This is a genomic window from Clostridium sp. AM34-9AC, assembly GCF_003480225.1.
GTDB lineage: Bacteria > Bacillota > Clostridia > Lachnospirales > Lachnospiraceae > Acetatifactor > Acetatifactor acetigignens.
Genome location: NZ_QUIU01000005.1, coordinates 100,518 through 121,904, shown reverse-complemented (window position 1 = coordinate 121,904; position 21,387 = coordinate 100,518). Strand labels below are relative to the sequence as shown.

The following is a 21,387-nucleotide window of genomic DNA, read 5'->3' as shown; positions in this document are numbered from 1 at the left end:
CAACAAGGAAAAGGTACTTTTGTAGCAGACCGCTCCAAAGATAAAATAAACCTATCTATTTATTTATGTCCTATGGAAGATAATGAAAAACATTTTTGGATCTCTCTGATCGAACAGTTTAATCTGACATCTTCCGGTTTTTTTGTAACACCGACTTTTCTCACCAACGATAAGGCTCCTCTGCGTGACTCGCTGTTGCAAAGCTTTACCAGTGGAAATGCACCGGATATTCTGTCCCTGGACGGTCCTGATGTCCCCTATTGGGCATATATGAATTCTCTGCTGCCGTTTGATGGATATATGGATTCGTCTTTCCTATCCTCTTTTCTGTCTCCCATTGTGACACAGGGAACCTATCAGGGAAAACTATATCATCTGGGTTATACGGAATCCACTTTATGTATTCTGTATAACAAGGAGTTATTCCATTCCCTTGGTATCCGCATTCCGACTTCTGCGGAAGATGCCTGGAGCTGGGATGAGTTTCTGAATGTCTGCCATACAATACAGACCAAAACTTCTTTTCCCTATCCTTTGCTTATGGACTCCGGACGCGGTCTTTCTCCAAAATCCGGAGAATGGAACAGCTACGCCGGATTGCCATTTATCGTGCAGAACAACGGCAGCTTTTTTAACGATACGCTGACGGCAACCTCTGGATATATTAACTCTCCGGCTTCCGTCGCTGCTATGAATTGGCTGGGCGAATTATTTCATAAATATCATTATACCCACGTAGAGGATCTCAGTGCCGATTTTCCTGAAAACTTTGCCATGAGTCTTTCACTGCCCAGTGCCTATTTTCAATCGCAAAAAAGGAACAGTAATATCGGCATAATCCCTCTTCCCCATGGTATAAAAGCAGCTTCTCCCCATGGAAGCTGGGGATTATGCATGTCCAGACAGACACAATATCCCAGGGAATGTTGTGAATTTATCCGTTATGTTTTCAGTCTGCAGAACCAGTTGAAGATCAGTCAATTAACGGGTATTCCTGTTTTAAAAGAGATTTATGACGTAATGGACAGCTTTCAGGCTGGTTCCGGCAACAGCAATATTTTATTTTCACAATTACGGAATACCTCTTTTACCAGACCGCAGACCCCCGCATATCCTTTCTTCAGTAAGCAGTTTTCCTATGCGTTTTATAATATTGCCATGGGTGCTGATGCACAAGAAGAAATGAATCACCTGGCGCAGCAGGTAGACGATCATCTTTACCGGCATAATTACTATCAACAAAGCTAATAATTTAGGCTAAGGATAAATAAATTCATTTACCCTTAGCCTATTTTCTTAAATATACAATTTTGACATTTCCTCTTCCAGTCCCCACCGCTTACAGTTCTCTGCCAGCTCCGCCAGCGAATATCTGAGATAATCCATGGGCTGTTCCTTCGTAATCTCCACGGCAAAACGAAGATTTTTATAAGTGTTCTTCATTCCCCAGATCACATCCTCCCAGGGAGTTCCCTCCGGGATTCCTTTCACGCTTTCATCTGCATAGACCACATTTTTGGCTCCCGCCTGATACAGAAGATCGAAATAGGCTTTCATTTCCACTTCGTTCAGCTTCTCGTGAATAAAAATAAGCCCTTCTCCGTATCCCGTAAATGATGCCTTGCCAAGATACCGGCACAGCATCTGCTTTAGCATCTTTTCCGCACAGGTATAGTCGCTGACTCTTCCCAATACGATCGGAGAAAAACCAATAGAATTAGCCGGAAGAGCGTAAAGCATGCCTTCGCACTCTTTTCCGGCTGTTATCATTTTCCCTGTTTTCTCAAAAATCACCAGGGATTTCTCATCATATTTTACTTTCTGCTTATAATCATAGATCTTAATGTCTGCACAAAGCTCTGAAGGGGTAAACTTTTCCATCCCGGTACCTCCGTTCGTTTCCGGAAATAAGTATACCTCTTTTGCCCTGTCAGTTCAATCCGATTCTTTTACCGAGAAATCCGAATCTCTTCTACAAAGAAATTCGTGCGATAGAGATAGCGCAGTTCCTTCTCTGTGATGTAAAAGCCGTAATCGGCATTAAAATTTTCTTCGTTTTCTTCTTCAATAGAGCCTGCTGCCCGGATCTCGTCCCAGGTCTTCCCCAAAACTTCTTCCGGAGTGACTTCTTCGCCGGTGGCAACGGAGATCGTCACGGGTATGTAATAGGATAATGGATGCGCTGCTCCTGCATAATAAACCGTGTCATTAAAATGTAGGCTGACATACTCGTCATCCGCTAAAGTAATGCCATTGAATACCAGATAATTATCATCATACCGCTGTCCCTCGGAAAGAGTTTCATCCACTAACTCATACGCTCCGGTGTGATTCTCCCCTTCCTCCTCATACTGGGTTCTGTAATTCTCATACATCTGCTGCAGATAATCATTTACCTTTGCATACTTTTCATCAGCAAAATAGAACTCATCTATTTCGAAATAATAGGTCTTTTCTTCATTATCATTGTAGAATTCTTTTACCGTGTTGGAACATTCTCCATAATCTTCCCAGGGAAGCCATGCGTCCTCATCTTCGTAAGAAGGACCTGTCGTGGATGCCGTAGTGTCGGAAACAGTCTCCGTGGATACTGTCGCTTCCATGGATTCACCAGTCTCTGAAGTGCTCTCTTCCGTTACCGCAGCCTCTGCGGATACGATAACCTCTGAACTACTACTCCCTCCCATCGGATCACTCCCCTGTACTCCGCATGCAGACAACCCCAGTGCCATAACTCCTGTGATAAAAATTAATTTGCTCCTCATTTTGTATCTCTCCTTATGTATTTATTGTAACCGAACGCTTCCCCCGTCCATTACAAGCATAAGCTTAACATATTATAATATCATAGTTGCATCACGTGCAACTCTTCCGATTTATTATTCAATTATCATTTCATAAAAAACGCAGAAATGTATAAACATGAATTACACATCCACGCGTTTTTTCCGGTAATAATTCTCAGGCCTCTTGGGATTTTTCTTTTCCCTCAATAATCGTCTTTACCTCTTCTATTGTTTTATCTGTTGCAGATGCAATCAGTTCTATTGAAAGACCGTTTTTATACATTTTTGTAATGAGTCCTGCCTCACCCTCTGCACGCCCAATTGCGATACCTTCTTCCTTAACTCCCTGGCTCAAATTACACATAGTACTCATATCCTTTCTGAAATTCTCTTCTAATGGAATATCATATTCCTTTCCAATAATATCCAGCTTCTCGTCCACTGTAAGCTCTCTGGACAATAATGCTCCCAACAGACGATGCAGCTCGTAGGCCTCATCATGCTCCGGCAGTTCCTTCGCAAGACCTATCATAATGATATTCAACAGATCCAGATGGAATAGACACATTTGATGTCATCGTAGCTCGAATTCTCAAAATCCCGTTCTTTCTGGGAAGAAATCAATCTGCTCACGTAGAAGACTGCCCGGTTCAGGATCTCATATTCGCCGGGTTCATCCTTTTGTGCTTCCACATTAATAATGATCTGCGAAAGGCCATCCTTCATCCGCACATAAAATACAATGTCAAAACGCACCAGGCCTTCGTTCAGTTCCTGATTCTCTGTATTAAAACCAACAAGGCGTTGACCATTCTGAAAATGCACCGCATTCGTCAGTCCCGGCTCCACCGGCACGGCGCTGATATAAGGAAGTCCCTCTATCAGGCGTTTTGCGCTGTTATCGTATTGGGCGTCTCTGTCTGTTGCCATTACTGCACTCTTTAATTCCGTATTCAATGGTTTCCTCCTTTTGTGTCAGGTAATCATAGATACCGCCGGAAATAAAAGGATTTCGCCATATCTACATTATAACTTACCTGTTTTTCTGATACAACTGATTTTCTTTCTGTGTGGGTTTTCCTCTTCCCTTCTTCCTGGTTCTATGATTTAGGGAATCGGATGGGACATCAGCTTTCGCTGACATAGAAATTTTCATAAGTGAAATGTACTTATACGCAAAGTATAACTTATAATTCCTAATTAGACAATAAATATATTTTAATATCTAAATAGAATTGTCTTTTAAGTGTAATAGTATAATTACCCCTTAAAAGACAATCCTATAAATGATAATTTACCACGGTGATTGCTTATTAAATAATCCGGTTACTTACTTCGATATTATTTCAACAGTCGGCGTTATGCTGTCCAACCCGAGTTCGCTATCTTCCGCAACTCTATAATTAGTAACATCTATTGAATACATATAATCCGAAATATCTGGATTTTCCTCATCAGCCGGAAGTTCAACTTCAAATGTCTTGAACTCGAACACATAAACCGTTCCTTCAACAAGCTTTCCTGTCATATCTTCCTGAAAGCGAAGTAAAAATGGTTTATCCTGAAAGAAGTGAACTACGGCAATCGTTTTTCCCTGAAGCGCAAAGTAATCCGGCAAGAGTTGTTCAACGGAAGCTGTAAAAGATCCCGAAAACTGTGCAAAGTACTTTTTGTTTTCGGCCATTTGCTGCTTCCCATCATTATATCCAACCTCGTAGCCAGCCGTATAACCTTCTTCGTAGTTCGCATCATGCGTATCTGAACTTTGATCATTATTTCCACAACCAGCCAATGAAAAAACCAACACAAGACAAAGAACCATTGCAATAATCTTTTTCATACTGTTTCCTCCCTCAAATTCCGATTTAGTTCAATTCACTTTTATCATATAAAAAAGCCTCCCTTTCAAATATTATTATATCCAAAAGGGAGAGCTTTTTCCATTAATATTCTCCCTTTTCGGAAAAGTGTTCCCGCTGTTCATTTCCCCAATTTTAGTGTATATTCATACATTTCTTAATTTTTCGAGCAATTTGAGCAACTGTATCTTGGATTTTGCCTACTGAATATTGAGAAAATTTAGGCTGAGAATTGAAAAAAGGCTATCCCTTTATTGAGACAGCCTTTTGAATTTAATTTGACTTATCTATCGTTTATTCTCTCATTCAGATTCTTCTCTGTATTCAAAGACGAACCACTTTTCATTCATATAAATTTCTATTGTATCGTCTGCCCCATACTGATAACCAAATCCACTTCCAAAATTAGACTGATTATCTTCTGTTGGTATTTCAGTTCCATCGACAGTTGATGTTATTTCTCCATCCATAGTGCCACAACGTGCATCCATGATGCTTTCTCTCCCTGTATCGTAGTATAATTTACCATCTATTCTTACCATAGGTATTCTATCCCACATGGCATTTGCTTCTGTCTGTTCTATCACGGTAATTTTATAAACCTCTCCTAATTGCGCAGGATATGATTCCATTATTTCTCCGTTATAGCTAATTTCTACGAAATCTCCAATTTGCAATTCAAGGTTCTCTTCGTTTGATATATAAAACTTATCTGCTGAATCAAGTTCCAAAGAACCATCTACCGGTTTTACTATTATTGAATCATGATTCGTTTCAATTACCGATGCCTGAAATGTTACCATTAGCGGTCTATTATCTGCCGAAGCAAGCATTTCAGTTATACAATTACCTAAAGCAGGCGTTGGTTTATAAATTCCTTGATATGGCTGTTCTACATATTCGATTCCTTTATCTACATAGTAAAAAAGAGTAGTTCCTGCCGCCCCATCACAATTTATATTGATCGTAATAGAATCTTTGTTAACCGGTGCATCATTGATTGATTGCTGACTAGTTGTTTCCATATCCATTAGCATAGATAAAAATTCATCAATAAACTCCGTAGCTTCACCTTCTGTGTTAGGTGACATAGCATATTTGTCACCGTCAGAGACACCAATCGATACAATATCCTCTCTGGCAGGCAATCTAATAGGATTCCCCTGTTCTTTTCTTCCACATGCACATAACATAATTGAAACAAAGTAGCAAAGACAAACAATACTGCATAATTTCTTTTTCATGGTCATAATCCTCCCCAAAATATATTTCGTATTATATGTTATCTAAGTGTATATTTCAATGTGTGGGAAATAGCCGGAACGTGTTTTTATGCATTGTGAATGCATGTTTATAGGCTCGTTTTCAGTGGGTACACAATTCCGAAAAGGGAGTTAATATTTTACTATTCTTCCACCTGCGCCGCCGTTTTCCCGGTGTACTGCACAGCAATGCGGTTCTCGGGATGGGCGTCTGTCAGGTACAGCACGCACAGGAAGATCCATTCTAAAGGTTTCATGATAAAATACACCAGATCCGCCGTGTATTTACTGTGGATCAGTCTCGCCACAGGGAACCCGTAAGTGTCATAAAAATGACGCAGTGCCCGGTGGAAGCCGGGAGTCCGTTCTTCCAACACCTGTTCAAAAGCATTGGCGATGCACAACTGACGGTTCACAATGACTTCATGCCCATGCCGCCTCCCCAGGCGGATAGGCTTTACGACCTTTTCATGACCGCCGGCAGCTACCGTGCAGAGATAATGTTCATCATACATGACATTCTGCGGTGCCTGCCTGAGAGACAGATTCCAGTCGCTGGTCTCCGTGAATGCTTTAATCACAGAATCCGGTGCCTGCCCAAACAGCATGAGGATTGCGATCAGGATCCCCAACAGTGGGAACATCAATACCAGTCCCAGCACCGGCCACCATGCAGCCTTCCGCAATATGCTGTCACACCAACGCAGCATGGGATTCTGATAAATCTTCCCCGTCCCAAAGTGTTCCGCCTCCGCATTCTGCATCAGTGCATTCCACTCCCGTATTTTCTTCAGAAGCAGTCGCACCACTAGCAGCACACAGCACAGTGGAAATAATAACAAATATCCATCAAGCAAAATCGTCGGCTTGAATATCTGTACTGTGAACAGGATCAGTTCTAACAATCCCAGGTACATTGCGGAAATCGACAGTACTGTCACAAGGGGCGGCAGCTTCCGAAGCGGAATACTCTGCAGGATCTCATACCCTATAAATGCCAGCAGAATGAGTACTATAAAAGTAACCATAGAACCACTGTAAATCGGTGTATGTTTATTGGAATTGCTTAACTGCGTCTGCCAGTCAGCGGATGTCACATCCATAATCAACCCCAAATAACAAAGTTCATAGAATCCGCCCAGCCAAAATACATGCTGGTCAAACAGCCAGGCTCCCTTCACCGGACGTTCCCATGCTTCACTGATCAGGCAGATTCCTTCGCTGATCGTCAGCACCACAGGAAATACCAGTACCGCTCCCATTAAAATTGCCCAGGTAAACATTTCTGTAAAAGCCTTAATGATCTCCCATACATAATCTCTTTGCTCATAATGAATAACAGAGGCTATGATCGTAAAAAGCGCATAGCCCAGTCCGATAAATATAGAAATCAGCCATGCAAGCAACACCGGATGCTTTTTATAAAACTTTATTTTTTCCGTATTCATTTCTTTATTTTCCATCGATTCTTGCCTCTATCTGTTTCCGCGCCATATATCTGGAAATATTAAATGTCCGCAGAGATGTCTGATCCAAACGCTTCTTATTATGGTTCAGGTAATAATATCCGAATCCCTTCGGCTGATAACTGCCCCACCACTGAGCCTGCGTATCATCCCTCATAATATCCGTAGGGTTCTCCAGTTCATAGGCGCCAAAATCATACCCCAGGCTCTCCATATAAGGAATAATGACCGGTGCCGCATCCGCACTGAGATCACTCAGATAAGAGTAGTCATTATATTCCGATCCCCGGAAAAACGGTCCGGTGAAAAAATCATCTCCGTAATCCTGTGCCACGGATTCTTCCCAGCCGGCACCATCTGTACCCGGCGCATTGGCAATATTCACTCTGGCTATAATATAGTCGGGATGGCTGAAGGACAATGCCAGATACAGCACGGTCACTATCACCACACCATAGCGGAACAAAGGGAAGCTTTCCCTGTAAATGTTGATCAGTACTCCGATAAACATGACGAATAATACCGCCAGCATCCACAATACGAAGATCCGCAGGAAAGTCAGATAATAATACCGGATGTAAATGATCATACGCATTACGCTGGATGCGATCATGATAAAAGTACATAATGACATAATCGTCATAATTACTTTCAGTACCTTACTTTCCCTAAAAAAGCTGAGGCACACCAGTACCAGGATCAGATTCAGAATGCTGACAGCCAGCAGCTGGAAGAAGCCCTCTCTTGCATACTGTGCGTAAGTATAGCCCTCCGGCAGCTGCATTTTTCCTAAGAACAATCCGAAGATCTGAATACCGGAAAACAGCAGATACAATAGTGACAGCAGTGACATAATCGTAATTGCCAGTACCGGCTCACCCTTTCTGCGATCCTTCACTTCTTCCGGGATGCTTCTCTTACACAGATAAGAAGTCAGTGCATAGGAAGTAAAGAACAGAAATGTTACCCTGATGACTACGTTGAATATATTGCCCGGGCGGATCCAGTTCATGAAATCCGTTGTCATCTTACGGAATACCGCATCGGCAGAGCTTAACAGTCCGGCAGCGATCAGTACAATAGGCAATGCGATCACTACTCCCAGCAGCCCATACCATACCTTCTTATTTACTTTTCCCTTTTCACGAAAATAGGCTTTGCCATCGGAGAAGGGCTTGCCCAGTTCGCCGAAGCTCATAACGATCAGCTGACAGATACTCCCCACATATTTTCCCAGATTCCACTTTTTCGTATCAAAATATTGATTCAGCAGCAGACACATTACCAGCAAAAAGACCGCCAGCTTATTCAGGCTGATGATTGCCCATCCGTCCGTGCAGAAGGTGGATATCCCCAGCAGCAGAATGCTGATCATGTAAAAGGTGCTTCCTTTTTTCAAGGTAATCTTCAGTTTTGACAGCGAGAAGACAAAATACAGTAAAGTGCCTGCGAGAAAAAAAGGGAAGGTAATTCCCGATCCGTTATGAAACATGCAAAACGCATAGAACACGGCATAGAGAAACGTCACCGGTCCAAAGAAATTAAAATGTTCCTTCATGCGCTTTGTCTCCGCAGTCTCTGTCTTTTCTACCACCCGGACTACATTCTGCCCGGATATCTGTCCCTGATTTGCTGAAGTTGTTTCCTGTACTACTGTATTTTCCTGCATTGTGATCTCCCCCTTTCAGGATTTAATTGTTTTTCTCTTCTTTTGAATCTTCCACATATTCCAGAATGTCTCCGGGCTGACAATGCAGCACCTCGCAGATGGATTCCAGCGTAGAGAAACGGATTGCTTTTGCTTTATTATTTTTCAGGATGGATAAATTTGCCTGTGTCAGATCCACCTGATTCGCCAGTTCCGTCAGGCTGATCTTCCGCTTTGCCATCATTACATCCAGATTTACAATGATTCCCATAATAGATGCCTTTCTAATTTTGAATTTCCGTTCAGCCGGCGTCATTTACATAGTCGCGTATCACACGCTCTATCACTTCGTGACTGAATTTTTAGATTGTTAAGTCGTTTTCTTTCTTGTAGCGCACGGCTTCTTCAAATACCATCGCCAGCACTTTGCTGAACATGCCTGCAATAATAAATACCAAAATGATCACCAGCATGGCAATGGTCAGGTACACCACACATCTCACAGCGCTCATGGCCGCGATGAAAAAGCTTAAGTCTCCCATTCTCCTAAGGCTCGCCACATTTTCCGGTACAAAGCAGTTCTCCGCAAGCACCGTGCCAAACATCTTGCGCAGTTCATTGATCAACAATAACGCCAGCACGCCCAGAATGGCGAATATGATCACTGCCGGAAGGTAATTCTCCTCCACTGCCTCCAGATACTTTCCTATGTATTTGAGACTGAGCGGCAGACTTACCGTCACCAGTATCCCCGCATAGAACATGAAATCCAGCAGGTACTTTGTCCCCTTCGCCAAAGATAACTTTTTCTCCCGCAGCTCCTTTTCCGACAACTCTCTCTTCTCCATAATGAATACCTCTTTCCTTCTTGGTAGCCTTAACATATCACTCTATGATACGAATGTCAATATAATTTTATTGATATTCGATAAATTTATATTGAATCTCATATATCACAGAGCAGATATAGGGTAAATAGGGAATTATTAACATAAATGAGCTGAATTGGAATCCGAGCTTCCAGTTTGCAAGTTTAAGTTCTGATTTAGCTAATCGCTTGCATAAGTAAATTCTGGCAAATCAAAATATCATGATTTTTATGGAAGTTAGTTTTGCAAAGTTCTTCAAAACTGGAATTTACTATTAGAAACAAGTTGTTTTATGCTTCATATGCTGATATTCTTTTTTTGAGATCTTAATCCTCTGAAAAAAGAGTCACGTTAAGCGGAGGTCGAATTTTATTTCTTTTTTCGCAAGATTAAATTCCACCCCTCATTCGGTTCAGTATTTTTTCCGAATGGCGCTACGTTTCTTATTTTTTCAGTAATAGAGGTGTAAGGTTAATCTCATTAGCGGGAATGGATTTTATTCCTAACTTGTCAAGAATATCCCCGCCATTAATGAAGCTGAACAACTGGTGTGCCGACTGGTTATTCAGCTTTTTTCTGTTATATGAGTTGATATGACTCATCATAAGATTGATATCATCCTGAGTTAAGTTATCAAAAGAGGTTTTCTTCGGAAGCACACGACGAATCATCTCATGTGTAACTTCACAACCACCTTTTTGATCAGAACGCTGTGGATCACAATAAAAGATATGTGTTCTGCGACCATTGCCCTTATTAAATTCGATTGCCAGCGGGTTAGTAAATTCACTTCCTCTGTCGGTCAAAATCACCTGGAAGAGGCTAGTGAATACTTCATGTCCTAACTGTTCATACAACCAGTCAAATATTTCTGTAACTGACTTGGCGGTATTGTTATCACGGATAAAAGCAAGCATTAAACTACTATTTCTAAAGTATATGGTCAACAAGACTTTACCGCCTTTGCGACCTTCTACTGAATCCATTTCCACTACCGGAATATCAGGATTCGCAGCAAGATAAGCTTCAAAATCCTCGTAAGTGCGTCCTACATGACACTGCTTGTCTACTCTTACAGGCTTCTTATGTGAGCGGGTACGATAACGGACCTTTCTTGGAAGATCAACGTTATCTACAGATAAAAGCCCTGCATCAATGTAGTTATAAATAGTCTTTTCATCAAGCATGATATCATCTGCATTATTGACACATATCATGTGAATAGACTGGCCTAACTTAACAAGCGGTGAAACAATAGCATCTACACGCTTTAATTCTTCCGGTGTAATTGCTATTCCTTGACGACTTTCTGAGCGAGTAGTCTCATAATTCTTCTGAGCTGATTTGGCAGAATAAATATGCTTCTCCAGCTTACAGGATTGCCGTTGGATACAGCCGTTGCAAACGTATGGTGGTTTCTTCAGTTTGTTACAAACCAATACCTCAAACTGCTTGCAATGCTCGTAGCACTTTACACGAGGACATCTCTTGCAGCTTTTTGAATACTGTAGTTTGCACTTTGAACATGCTGTTCCGTATTCATCACAGGTACTTCGCTTGCTGCAGGGATTGAAGGAATCTTTACGTACAGTCTGACTATGGAGTCTGACTTCTTTTGAGATAGTAGAAGGGTCCTTGCCAAGTTCCCTACCTATCTCAGTAAATGAAGCTCGTTCTCTTATGCGAACTTCTATTGTGGCTCTTTCATCAAGAACCAGATGTGCATTCTTAGCCATGGTATTCTCCTTGGATAACGCCATCCGGACTCTATTGCTGAGCCACAACTATAACTAGATATCAAGAGGTTTGCAACACTAACTTCTAGGATATATTTTGCAATACTAAGTTCCAGTTTTTGGGTGAATGGACTGGAATTTAATTTTCCAATTCACCTTAACATAAATGAAAATAATTGATATAGACATTCTCAGTGCTTTTTTTTACAATGAAAGCAGTAAAAAAGAAAAGGAGGATTTTTATGGAATCCGTTTTACTATCCGCACGCTGTACTGCCAACACCGCAACTGTGTTCTGGAATAAGCCGGAAAATGCCAATGCCGACACAGTATATGAAGTTTCTCTCGATGGTGGACATTCTGTTCACACAAATCGGACACATTATACATTCACAGAATTGATACCCAATACTGAATATTGTGTTACTGTCTACAATATCGGCAGTATCCGCATCTGTACCTCACCTGCACGGCACCGCATCTATGTAACGGAAGAACCCTACAATGCCGTGGGTGATGGAAAAACGCTGAATACTGCCGCACTCCAACAGGCTTTTACAGACTGCGGACCAAATGACGAAGTATACTTTCCCGCCGGAATCTATCTGACCGGAGCTCTTGATCTACATAGTTGTATGGCCGTGTATCTGGAGAAAGATGCTGTTTTACAGGGAAGTTCTGACCCCACAGATTATCTGCCTCGTATCTGGAGCCGTTTTGAAGGCACGGAGCAGGAATGTTACCGCAGTCTTTTAAACGCCGGACAGCTTGATCATACCGCAGGTGCAAATTGCGAAAACATCCTGCTTTATGGGAAAGGAACCATTAGTGGCGGTGGGCATGTTCTGGCTGAGCGCATGATCGATATCGAACGGGAGAATCTCAGGGAATATCTTGCCCAAAATGCTGCACTGGTTGCCACCTGTGAGAATGACCGTACCATTCCGGGACGTGTCCGCGGACGACTTATTAATTTAAGCAACTGCTCCCGTATTCGTATTACAGGGCTGACTTTACAAAACGGCGCAGCATGGAATGTCCATATGATCTACTGTGATGACATTGTGACTGACCACTGCACGCTACGCTCTGGCGGTATTTGGAACGGCGATGGCTGGGACCCGGATTCTTCCACAAACTGCACGTTATTTGCAACGGAATTTGAAACCGAAGATGACTCCGTTGCCATCAAATCCGGTAAGAATCCTGAAGGTAACGCCATCAATCGTCCTACAAAACATATCCGCATATTTGACTGCCACAGCAACGGCGGTCATGGTATCTGTATTGGCAGTGAAATGTCTGGCGGTGTCGCGGATGTGCAAATTTGGGATTGCGATATAGCTGCCTCTTCCAATGGCATTGAAATCAAAGGAACCCCTAAGCGTGGCGGATATGTGCGCAATGTCACTGTACGCGACTGCACCTTCCCCCGCCTGCTCATTCATTCTGTTCCATACAATGATGACGGCATTCCTGCTTCAGAGCAGCCTTATTTTGAAGATTTTCGCTTTGAACGGCTGCATCTGACCGGACAAAAACAGGAGCACGGCACAGTGGAATCCGTTGCCCCCATTGAAATTGATGGTTTTACTGCACCTGGGCATAAAATCAAAAATGTACTTTTGTCAGACTGTGTACTGCCGCCGAATGCGAAGCTTCTGCTTTCGAGATATGATGCACTGACAATTTCCAATTTGCACACGGAAGAGGATCAAGATGCATCCCGATACTCCGCAACATTATGATTATATTACAATGGAGAATATAACCGGCAGCATCGAAGGCTTTCTCAACATAAAACCCCGGACACAGTTTTGGCATAGACTCTGAACCAAGCCAGTATCAGCTGATGAATTTTTACATTCTACAATTTAAATATTTACCATTTTTACAAAGCGGGTGATTGTCAATGAATATGAGTAAAATCGATATGACACAAGGTTCTATTTTAGGCCGCGCAGCACAGTTTGCATTGCCGATCTGCATCGGAAATATCTTACAACAGTTATACGGAACCGTTGATACTTTGGTCATCGGTAATTTCTGTGATGCATCCGCTTTGGCCGCTGTAGCCACAAGTTCCCAGCCACTGGAGATTCTTTTGTGTATCTTTCTTGGCATTGGTTCCGGAATATCCATCCTGATTTCACAAGCGGCAGGTGCCTCCGATGCCGATCGACTGCGTAAGCTTGCACAAACCGCAGTGTTTTTTCTGTACGCTGCCAGTCTGCCGCTTACGTTGTTAGGCGTAGCTGCCGGACCGTTCCTTCTCAGGCTGATGCAGGTGCCTGCCGATGCCATGCCCTATGCCATTGTGTATTTGCGTATCACAACGTTAGGCATTCTCGGCAATATGGGATATAACTTTAACGCAGGTATTTTACGAGGTCTGGGAAACAGTACTTCCTCGCTGTTATTTCTTGGCATTTCCTGCGTTACCAATATTGTTCTGGACCTTGTACTGACTGCCGGTTTGGGAATGGGCGTCACCGGTGTTGCCATCGCAACTGCTGCCTCACTGTTTCTGTCCTGGATGTTCAGCATCTTCTACATCCGTCATACTTATCCTGCCATGAATTTTCCTGTTTTTGCGCATGGTTTTGACCTTCCTATTCTTCATGAAATGTTAAAGATCGGCTTGCCTCTCGGACTGAATACCGCACTTTATTCTGTCGGTCATGTGCTGCTTCAGGCACTTTATAACACGCTTGGATCCACCTTCGTAGCCGGATGCTCCGTTGCCGGTAAAGTCAGCGGCATTGCCAATATTGCCATTACTTCCTATTCTTCTGCGGCTACTGTGTTTGCCGGGCAGAACCTTGGTGCCCGGAACTACCGTCGTTTATGCTGCGGTGCATGGCAGATACCGCTCTGTTCCGGCATCGTCACCCTTGCAGGGGGATTACTTGTGACTGCTTTTTGCCATCCTCTGCTGATGTTGTTCAGCCGTGATCCGGCCGTGTTGGCTTTTGCACAGCGATATACTTATCTTGTTCTGCCATTCACCTGGGCCTACGCCGTGTTCAATGGCATTATGTGCTTTATCAATGGTATCGGAGAGATTCGCTATCCCACTATCGTAAATATTCTGCTATTATGGGTTGTCCGAATCCCTGCCGCTTATCTCATCATGTATGCCGGCTATGGCGAATATGCCATGGTCAGTGTTTCCGCCAGCTTTATTACCGGCATGATTGCCATGCTCTTCTACTTTAAATCCAGGCGCTGGGCGCTATTTGTGCCCTTGCAAAAAAACAGGAATACCCACCATTAATTACTGACTTGCCAGATTCATAAAAATTTACATACTTCTTAAAAATAATCACATGGATTTTCCTTTTGTCCTGCCCTATAATAAGCGCAATTACAGGCCACAGGGCAAAAGGAGGACTACCATGTTATATCCAATCATGAACCGTTCCCGCAGCTTGATCGATCTGGGAGGAGTATGGCAATTTCAATTAGGAGATGAGACAGAGCCGGAGGATCTCTGGAGCGGACCGCAGGAGATGGACCTGATTGCCGTGCCGGCTTCTTATAATGACCAGAAGGATGATCCGGCTTATCGGAATCATTACGGTTGGGCTTATTACGAGCGAACCGTGGTGCTCCCGGCTCTTTTGTGCGGGAACAACGGGCAGCGCCAGGTATTGCGTTTTGACGCCGTAACTCATGTTGCAAAAGTTTATATCAATGGGAAACTGATTATGACACATAAGGGTGGTTTTCTCCCTTTTGAAGTTGAGATCACAGATCTGGTTCCGGAGGATGGCCACCTTACCATCGGTGTCGCTGTGGACAACCGGATCAGCCACAGCACTCTGCCCATCGGCAACGAAGGTAATATTGCCTTCTTCGGCTCGGACAATCCCGGCATTCCCAGTGTGGAAGCCGCAAAAATATGGAGAAAGAAACAGAATCTGCCGAATTTTGATTTCTTTAATTTTGCTGGCATCAACCGACCGGTGCGCATCTACAGCACTCCGGCATCCTACATCAGAGACATTACTCTGGTCCCGTCTATCGAAGGTGACACCGGCGTCTTAAATTACGAAATTCTCACGGATGGGATGGATAGTGACGCTCCTGTCACTTTAAAAATCATAGACGCAGAAAGCAACTGCAAAGCAGAAGCCACCGGCCGAAAGGGAGAGCTTCGGATCCCGCAGGTCCATCTCTGGCAGCCTTATCCCGGCACTCCTTACCTGTACAAGGCGGAAGTTCATTACGGAGAGGACTGCTATACGGAAGAATTCGGTTTCCGTACCGTAGAGGTGAAGGGAACGCAGTTTCTGATCAACGGGGAGCCTTTTTATTTCAAGGGCTTCAGCAAGCATGAGGATTCATTTTTCCGCGGAAGAGGACTGGATCTCTGCCTCGATGTAAAGGATATTAATCTTCTACACTGGATCCATGCCAACTCCTTCCGCACCAGCCATTACCCTTACGCGGAGGAGATCTACCGGCTCTGTGACCGTGAGGGTATCGTTATTATTGACGAGACGCCCGCCGTGGGCATCGGTGCCGGAGACAGCTGTGACCCTTATAAGACATTTCCCATAAGAGAGCATCACGAACAGGTACTACGGGATCTGATCGCACGGGACAAAAATCATCCCTGCATCGTCATGTGGTCCATGGGAAACGAACCGGATACCGAGCATTTCCCGGAATCCGCCTACGATTACTGGCATTCTCTCTATGAATTTACCCACCGGCTGGATCCTCAGAACCGCCCCGTGACCTTTGTCTGCTGCCAGAACAATTACGAGAAGGACATTGTGACCAGAACCATGGATGTAGTCTGTCTCAACCGTTATTACGGATGGTACAATCTCTCCGGTGATCTGGAAGCTGCTTCCTACGCCTGGAATCTGGAACTGGATTTCTGGGAAAAGATCGGAAAACCCGTGATGATGACCGAATACGGCGCCGATACTCTCGCCGGGCTCCATAACTGTGCGCCGGAAATGTGGAGTGAAGAATTCCAGGTAGCGCTTTACAAAATGTATAGCAAAACCTTCGACGGAAGAGACTTCTTTATCGGGGAACAGGCATGGAATTTCGCCGATTACGCCACCTTACAGGGCTGCATGCGTGCCGACGGCAATCGCAAGGGCATCTTTACCAGAGATCGCCGTCCGAAGCTGATCGCCCATTATTTCCGGGACAGATGGGGGCATATTCCGAATTTCCATTACAAGAACAAGAATAATTCATAAGATGAGCCACTTAAAAACAGCAGCGATACCTAACATATCGCTGCTGTTTCTGGATTTATTCTACGGTGATGGTGTACTCCCTGCGGAATACCCCGCCCGCCTGCAGAGTATTGCCATACTCCCGCTGTTCCAGGCTGCCGTCGAAGGTCGTCCGGTCGCATCTGCCGTACCAGGGCTCGATGCAGATAAACGGTGCTCCCTTGCCTGCGGGAGACCACAGCCCGAATAACGGAGCGTCAAAGCTTACGGTAAGGTAAGGCTTTTTGTCCGGAGTACACAGGCTCACTGCGGAAGCCTGACGATCCTCCACGATCAGAGCATCCCGGTCAAATAAGTGCTCTGTGATCTGCGCATAACCGCTTTTCACCGGTAGTACATCCTTTTGCTGTCCCATGAGTCCTTGTCCGTCATCTGCCACCAATCCGTAAGTCAGATCTTTGTCCGTATCAAACTTGAAATAATATTCTGACTGCTTTCCTTTTCCATCCACAGGACACATAAATGCCGGGTGTCCGCCGATGGAAAAGTACAGTGTTTTCGTATCCGGATTCTCGACCTGCCAGATGACCTTCAGGTCTTTTCCTTCCAATTCATAACCTACTTTTAAAATGAACTCGAACGGATACTTCGCTTTGGTCTCTTCATTAGATCTCAGGGAAAACCATGCTTCCGTCGCGGTCTGTACATCCACGGCAAACTCCATATCTCTGGCAAAGCCATGCTGACCCATGGAATAGATCTTTCCTTCGTAGTGATATTCCTTATTTTTCAGACTTCCTACAAAGGGAAACAGTACCGGGGCAGTTCTCTTCCAAAATTTTGCATCCGCATTCCACAGATACTCGGTATCTGTTGCTTTCCCCTGAATGCTTGCAAGCTCTGCGCCAAAGCTGTTGATGGTTACTTTTAAAGCTTCATTTTCCAATACTACCTGCATATTAACCTCCATTCCGCAGACGATTCCTTTTGTCGGAGGATACGTACCTCTCCTCTGATATTGTACAGATCTCTATCTGTTATCGGTATTATAACAGACTTCCTATACAAGGACAACCGGTGCGCTATCTCTCTGACAATCCGGCTGTCTTCAGCCAATGTCCGGACAAATATCTGCCCACAAAACAGATCACTCGGAAGATCCAGTCCAGTACCATGGCGATCCAGACACCGATGGCTCCGTAACCCATGTTCACACCGATGATATAGCTGAATCCGATACGGAACACGAACATGGAAAAAATAGACAGCACCATAGTAAACCGTACGTCATTACAGGCACGAAGCATATTCGGCAGAACAAAAGACGCCGGCCACAAAAACATCGCCATACCGTTGTGGATCATAACCAGAATATAGGCTAACTGCGTGGTCTCCGGGCTTAATCCGTAGCATTTCAGGACCCACGACAGACACAGCAGGATGACGCTGTTTACCATAAAGGTACACAAGTAGGTAATCTTCAATAATTTTTTCGTATAGTACCGCACCTGACCGGAATCTCCGGCGCCGACACAACGGCCAATTACCGTGATCATTGCCAGATTCATAGCCTGTCCCACGATACAGCCCATGCTGTCTAAGCTGTTCGCCACGCCGTTGGCAGCGATCTGCACAGTTCCGAAACCCGCGATAATGCTTACCACAATGACACGTCCCAGCTGGAAAATCCCGTTTTCAATACCACTGGGAATACCGATATAAAAGATCTTATGAATCACAGGCCAGTCAATCCGAAATTTTTCTTTTAACAGATGCACTTCGTTGGACGGATTTTTCAGCAAATGATACAGGATAAATCCTGCCACCGCACGGGAGATCAGGGAGGGGATCGCCACACCTGCCACGCCCAGTCCCAACACATAAACACCCAAAGCATTACCGCCGATGTTAATGATATTTTCCACCACGGAGACCTTCAGCGTGATCTGGGAATTTCCCATGGAGCGGAACAGCGCCGCACAGGAATTGTACAGGGCAAGGAACGGAAAGGACAGTGCCGAGATCATCATATAGATCACAGCATTATGAAATACGTCCGCTTCAATTTTACCGAAAAACAGGGAAATGATGCCATTACAGAACACCATGACCAAAATCGATATACCGATCGTAATGCATACCGATGAAACGATCAACTGTTTTGCAGATTTGCAGGCGTCCTCTTTTTTCCCGGCTCCGAGGAACTGGGAAGTCACCACCGCGCCACCGGTAGCCAATGCCGCCAACACACTGATGATCAGGTTATTGAACATGTCGATCAGGGATACGCCGGAGACCGCCGCCTCGCCCGCCGAAGAGATCATGACGGTATCCGCCATGCCCACAGTGATTGCCAGTGCCTGTTCAAATAAGAGTGGAATGATCAGTTTTTTCAGATCATCTTTTGAAAATAGTTGCTTTGTTGTACTTGTTTCCATAACGTTTACCTTTTACTACTATAGATTCCCCCACCAATCATATCTCTTTATCAGCTGACCATTTATTTTTCTATATGATACAGCCTAAGGGAATTGTCCCATGCTGCCTTGCGCACTTCTTCCTCTGTGATCCTCTTGATCTGCGCCATGGCAGCGATCACATAGGGAATATTCAGGGAACTGTTGCGTTTGCCGCGGTTCGGTTCCGGTGCCAGATACGGGCAATCCGTCTCCAATACAATGCGATCCATGGGAATGTACTCTACCGCTTCCTTCAGCTTCTTTGCATTTTTAAAAGTCAGCACGCCGCCGATTCCGAAGTAGAATCCCATATCCAGGAAAATCTTCGCCGTCTCCTTCGTATAGGAATAACAGTGAATTACACCGCCGATCTCCTCCGCGCGCGCCTCCGTCATGAGATCCACAGTATCCTTCGCCGCATCCCGGGAATGAATGATAACGGGCTTTCGGATCTCTCGCGCCAGATCCAGCTGCCGCAGGAACCACTTCTTCTGTGTCTCGTGATCCGGCTCCGGCCAGTAATAATCCAATCCGATCTCTCCCACCGCCAGGCATTTCTTTTTCCGGCACTGTTCCTTCAGCCAGGAATAAGATTCCTCATCCAGTTCCGCGGTCTCGCTGGGATGTACGCCGATGGCTCCGTATATATAATCGTACTGCTCCATCAGCTCTAACACTTTCCGGCAGGATGCCAGGCTCGCACCCACATCCACCACCCGGGCAATGCCCTGCCCCGGCAACGCCGCCAGAAGCTGTTCTCTGTCATCGTTAAATGCGTCATCGTCATAATGCGCATGCGTATCAAATATCGCAGTCATGTGAAATCTCCTTAATCAGGGTATCTATGCAAAAAAAGAACCGTCCCCGGAGCTCCTATGTCTCCAAAAACGATCCTTTAAAGTGCATCGCCAGGAGCTCGAACCCCAGACACCCTGATAAAGAGAAATGGTATCTAAGGGGTATTTTAAGTCGTTTTTTGACGGTTTACGCTACGAGAACCGTGTGATATAATAGGCATGCTGTTGACTCTTTCCAGCAGGAAGGAGGTGGCGCTTTGGATATTATTATTACTTTCTTTCTCTCCGTTATAGCAAGTGTAGTTGCCTACTACATATGCAAATGGCTGGACGGAGAAGCTTAGCAACAGTCAGCCTAGCAACAAAAAGCCCCGGGATCGCACCCCGGGGTTTTCTGCGCCTTGGAACAATTATTACTTTCTTATCTAAGTTCAATATAGCACGGGTTCCAGGCTTTGTAAAGTAGTTTGTCAGACAATTATTTTTCTATTTCTTTCCAAGATGATTCTACAAAATCCTCATACCGCAGATCTTTGTCTGCAGGATCTTTTGTGTCCAGTGGTCGCATATTCCAGTTATTTTTGATAACCGGCTTTCCTGTCCCTCTCTTCTTGCTCCGTTTTCTGGTGCTGGCGGTCGTTGATTGGGACTGATCTGTCCGGATCTTAAATACCAGGTACCCGAACATGACAATTAAAATTGAAAACATCATTGCTATTGCATCATTCATAGTATTCCCCTCACTCATCAATTTCAAATATCGTGAATACTTCATATACAGAACTATTAACAATTTTTCTGTAGTGTCCTTCATCCATGTCGTTTCCCATTTCCAACCAGACTGTGGAAGGGGTGACATTTTGGTAGAACTCTTTAACTTTATACTCTCTGTTGTGGCAAGTGTAGTCGGCTACTACATATGCAAATGGCTGGACGGTGATGAATAGCAACAGTCAGCCTGGCAACAAAAAGCCCCGGGGTAGCATCCCAGGGTTTTCTGCGTCTTGAAGTTAGACATTAGTCTCTCTTTGGCTAATTTCAATATAACATGTGTTCCCAGCTTTGTAAAGTAGTTTGTCCAGCAAAATTAAAACCAAAAAAAAGAACCGTCCCCGGAGCTCCTATGTCTCCAAAAACGATTCTCTCGAGTGCACCGCCAGGGGCTCGAACCCTGGACACCCTGATTAAGAGTCAGGTGCTCTACCAACTGAGCTAGCGGTGCATTTTCTGTGTCGTTGTTGTGTCTCCCGCAACGACAAGACATATGTTATCACATGATTTTAAATAATGCAAGTACTTTT

Annotated in this window: 19 protein-coding genes and 1 tRNA gene; 4 read left to right on the top strand and 16 right to left on the bottom strand. The window is 44.3% G+C overall.

Annotated elements, in window-relative coordinates; genetic code table 11:
* The first annotated feature begins 72 nt into the window (after positions 1-72).
* The gene (locus DW835_RS04715) at positions 73-1,248 is read left to right on the top strand and encodes an extracellular solute-binding protein (RefSeq protein WP_243037052.1); all 1,176 of its coding nucleotides are present in this window, start codon (positions 73-75) and stop codon (positions 1,246-1,248) included.
* 48 nt (positions 1,249-1,296) lie between these two features.
* On the opposite strand, the gene DW835_RS04710 is transcribed toward DW835_RS04715, so the two are convergent.
* From DW835_RS04710 to DW835_RS04665, 11 genes are all read right to left on the bottom strand, one after another.
* Positions 1,297-1,881, bottom strand: a complete 585-nt coding sequence (locus tag DW835_RS04710) for a rod shape-determining protein (RefSeq protein WP_117465272.1) — start codon at positions 1,879-1,881, stop codon at positions 1,297-1,299.
* Between the two features lie 68 nt (positions 1,882-1,949).
* Complete coding sequence (locus tag DW835_RS04705; RefSeq protein WP_118669492.1) at positions 1,950-2,765, bottom strand: hypothetical protein; 816 nt, start codon at positions 2,763-2,765, stop codon at positions 1,950-1,952.
* A gap of 196 nt (positions 2,766-2,961) precedes the next feature.
* Entirely contained in the window at positions 2,962-3,318 is a 357-nt protein-coding gene (locus DW835_RS18680) for a hypothetical protein (protein ID WP_347559354.1), read from the bottom strand.
* An 8-nt stretch (positions 3,319-3,326) separates the two neighbouring features.
* Positions 3,327-3,743: a hypothetical protein gene (locus DW835_RS18675; RefSeq protein ID WP_347559353.1), complete on the bottom strand. Its 417-nt coding sequence runs from the start codon at positions 3,741-3,743 to the stop codon at positions 3,327-3,329.
* A gap of 373 nt (positions 3,744-4,116) precedes the next feature.
* Positions 4,117-4,626 (bottom strand): hypothetical protein, encoded by a 510-nt coding sequence (locus tag DW835_RS04695; RefSeq protein ID WP_243037051.1) that lies wholly within the window; start codon positions 4,624-4,626, stop codon positions 4,117-4,119.
* 321 nt (positions 4,627-4,947) lie between these two features.
* Entirely contained in the window at positions 4,948-5,889 is a 942-nt protein-coding gene (locus tag DW835_RS04690) for a DUF5301 domain-containing protein (RefSeq protein ID WP_242993434.1), read from the bottom strand.
* 161 nt (positions 5,890-6,050) lie between these two features.
* Positions 6,051-7,370: a DUF6688 family protein gene (locus DW835_RS04685; RefSeq protein ID WP_243028698.1), complete on the bottom strand. Its 1,320-nt coding sequence runs from the start codon at positions 7,368-7,370 to the stop codon at positions 6,051-6,053.
* A complete protein-coding gene (locus tag DW835_RS04680; RefSeq protein ID WP_118669491.1) occupies positions 7,360-9,042 on the bottom strand; it encodes a DUF4173 domain-containing protein in 1,683 nt (560 codons plus the stop codon). Before DW835_RS04680 ends, DW835_RS04685 begins: the two co-directional genes overlap by 11 nt.
* A 22-nt stretch (positions 9,043-9,064) precedes the next feature.
* Positions 9,065-9,292 (bottom strand): helix-turn-helix transcriptional regulator, encoded by a 228-nt coding sequence (locus DW835_RS04675; protein ID WP_022313169.1) that lies wholly within the window; start codon positions 9,290-9,292, stop codon positions 9,065-9,067.
* Positions 9,293-9,383: 91 nt separating this feature from the next.
* On the bottom strand, positions 9,384-9,869 hold the full coding sequence (locus DW835_RS04670; RefSeq protein ID WP_117465267.1) for a DUF2975 domain-containing protein: 486 nt from the start codon (positions 9,867-9,869) through the stop codon (positions 9,384-9,386).
* A gap of 464 nt (positions 9,870-10,333) precedes the next feature.
* On the bottom strand, positions 10,334-11,626 hold the full coding sequence (locus DW835_RS04665; protein WP_118669798.1) for an IS30 family transposase: 1,293 nt from the start codon (positions 11,624-11,626) through the stop codon (positions 10,334-10,336).
* 242 nt (positions 11,627-11,868) lie between these two features.
* Here DW835_RS04665 and DW835_RS04660 point away from each other — a divergent pair, with 242 nt between their 5' ends.
* The 3 genes from DW835_RS04660 (at position 11,869) to uidA (ending at position 16,851) form a co-directional block, all read left to right on the top strand.
* Positions 11,869-13,374, top strand: coding sequence for a glycosyl hydrolase family 28 protein (locus DW835_RS04660; protein ID WP_182430249.1), 1,506 nt, complete (start codon positions 11,869-11,871; stop codon positions 13,372-13,374).
* 164 nt (positions 13,375-13,538) lie between these two features.
* On the top strand, positions 13,539-14,903 hold the full coding sequence (locus DW835_RS04655; protein WP_118730767.1) for an MATE family efflux transporter: 1,365 nt from the start codon (positions 13,539-13,541) through the stop codon (positions 14,901-14,903).
* 121 nt (positions 14,904-15,024) lie between these two features.
* Positions 15,025-16,851 (top strand): beta-glucuronidase, encoded by a 1,827-nt coding sequence (gene uidA / locus DW835_RS04650; RefSeq protein ID WP_118669260.1) that lies wholly within the window; start codon positions 15,025-15,027, stop codon positions 16,849-16,851.
* A gap of 55 nt (positions 16,852-16,906) precedes the next feature.
* Here uidA and DW835_RS04645 read toward each other — a convergent pair whose 3' ends face one another.
* The 5 genes from DW835_RS04645 to DW835_RS04625 all read right to left on the bottom strand — a co-directional run bounded on the left by DW835_RS04645 (position 16,907) and on the right by DW835_RS04625 (position 21,308).
* Positions 16,907-17,788 (bottom strand): aldose 1-epimerase family protein, encoded by an 882-nt coding sequence (locus tag DW835_RS04645; protein WP_118501654.1) that lies wholly within the window; start codon positions 17,786-17,788, stop codon positions 16,907-16,909.
* Positions 17,789-17,912: 124 nt separating this feature from the next.
* Positions 17,913-19,268, bottom strand: a complete 1,356-nt coding sequence (locus tag DW835_RS04640) for an MATE family efflux transporter (protein ID WP_118501653.1) — start codon at positions 19,266-19,268, stop codon at positions 17,913-17,915.
* A gap of 62 nt (positions 19,269-19,330) precedes the next feature.
* The gene (locus DW835_RS04635; protein WP_118501651.1) at positions 19,331-20,107 is read right to left on the bottom strand and encodes a TatD family hydrolase; all 777 of its coding nucleotides are present in this window, start codon (positions 20,105-20,107) and stop codon (positions 19,331-19,333) included.
* 457 nt (positions 20,108-20,564) lie between these two features.
* On the bottom strand, positions 20,565-20,900 hold the full coding sequence (locus DW835_RS17920) for a hypothetical protein (RefSeq protein WP_118669261.1): 336 nt from the start codon (positions 20,898-20,900) through the stop codon (positions 20,565-20,567).
* Positions 20,901-21,235: 335 nt separating this feature from the next.
* Positions 21,236-21,308, bottom strand: a tRNA-Lys gene (locus DW835_RS04625).
* Between the last annotated feature and the right edge of the window lie 79 nt (positions 21,309-21,387).

Coding starts and splice junctions, on each gene's coding strand:
- DW835_RS04690 (WP_242993434.1), bottom strand. CDS start 5,889: ATGAAAAAGAAATTATGCAGTATTGTTTGTCTTTGCTACTTTGTTTCA.
- DW835_RS04635 (WP_118501651.1), bottom strand. CDS start 20,107: ATGACTGCGATATTTGATACGCATGCGCATTATGACGATGACGCATTT.
- DW835_RS04645 (WP_118501654.1), bottom strand. CDS start 17,788: ATGCAGGTAGTATTGGAAAATGAAGCTTTAAAAGTAACCATCAACAGC.
- DW835_RS04655 (WP_118730767.1), top strand. CDS start 13,539: ATGAATATGAGTAAAATCGATATGACACAAGGTTCTATTTTAGGCCGC.
- DW835_RS04705 (WP_118669492.1), bottom strand. CDS start 2,765: ATGAGGAGCAAATTAATTTTTATCACAGGAGTTATGGCACTGGGGTTG.
- DW835_RS04710 (WP_117465272.1), bottom strand. CDS start 1,881: ATGGAAAAGTTTACCCCTTCAGAGCTTTGTGCAGACATTAAGATCTAT.
- DW835_RS18680 (WP_347559354.1), bottom strand. CDS start 3,318: ATGATAGGTCTTGCGAAGGAACTGCCGGAGCATGATGAGGCCTACGAG.
- DW835_RS04695 (WP_243037051.1), bottom strand. CDS start 4,626: ATGAAAAAGATTATTGCAATGGTTCTTTGTCTTGTGTTGGTTTTTTCA.
- DW835_RS04660 (WP_182430249.1), top strand. CDS start 11,869: ATGGAATCCGTTTTACTATCCGCACGCTGTACTGCCAACACCGCAACT.
- DW835_RS04675 (WP_022313169.1), bottom strand. CDS start 9,292: ATGGGAATCATTGTAAATCTGGATGTAATGATGGCAAAGCGGAAGATC.
- DW835_RS04670 (WP_117465267.1), bottom strand. CDS start 9,869: ATGGAGAAGAGAGAGTTGTCGGAAAAGGAGCTGCGGGAGAAAAAGTTA.
- DW835_RS04715 (WP_243037052.1), top strand. CDS start 73: ATGGAAGATAATGAAAAACATTTTTGGATCTCTCTGATCGAACAGTTT.
- DW835_RS17920 (WP_118669261.1), bottom strand. CDS start 20,900: ATGAAGGACACTACAGAAAAATTGTTAATAGTTCTGTATATGAAGTAT.
- uidA (WP_118669260.1), top strand. CDS start 15,025: ATGTTATATCCAATCATGAACCGTTCCCGCAGCTTGATCGATCTGGGA.
- DW835_RS04685 (WP_243028698.1), bottom strand. CDS start 7,370: ATGGAAAATAAAGAAATGAATACGGAAAAAATAAAGTTTTATAAAAAG.
- DW835_RS04680 (WP_118669491.1), bottom strand. CDS start 9,042: ATGCAGGAAAATACAGTAGTACAGGAAACAACTTCAGCAAATCAGGGA.
- DW835_RS04640 (WP_118501653.1), bottom strand. CDS start 19,268: ATGGAAACAAGTACAACAAAGCAACTATTTTCAAAAGATGATCTGAAA.
- DW835_RS04665 (WP_118669798.1), bottom strand. CDS start 11,626: ATGGCTAAGAATGCACATCTGGTTCTTGATGAAAGAGCCACAATAGAA.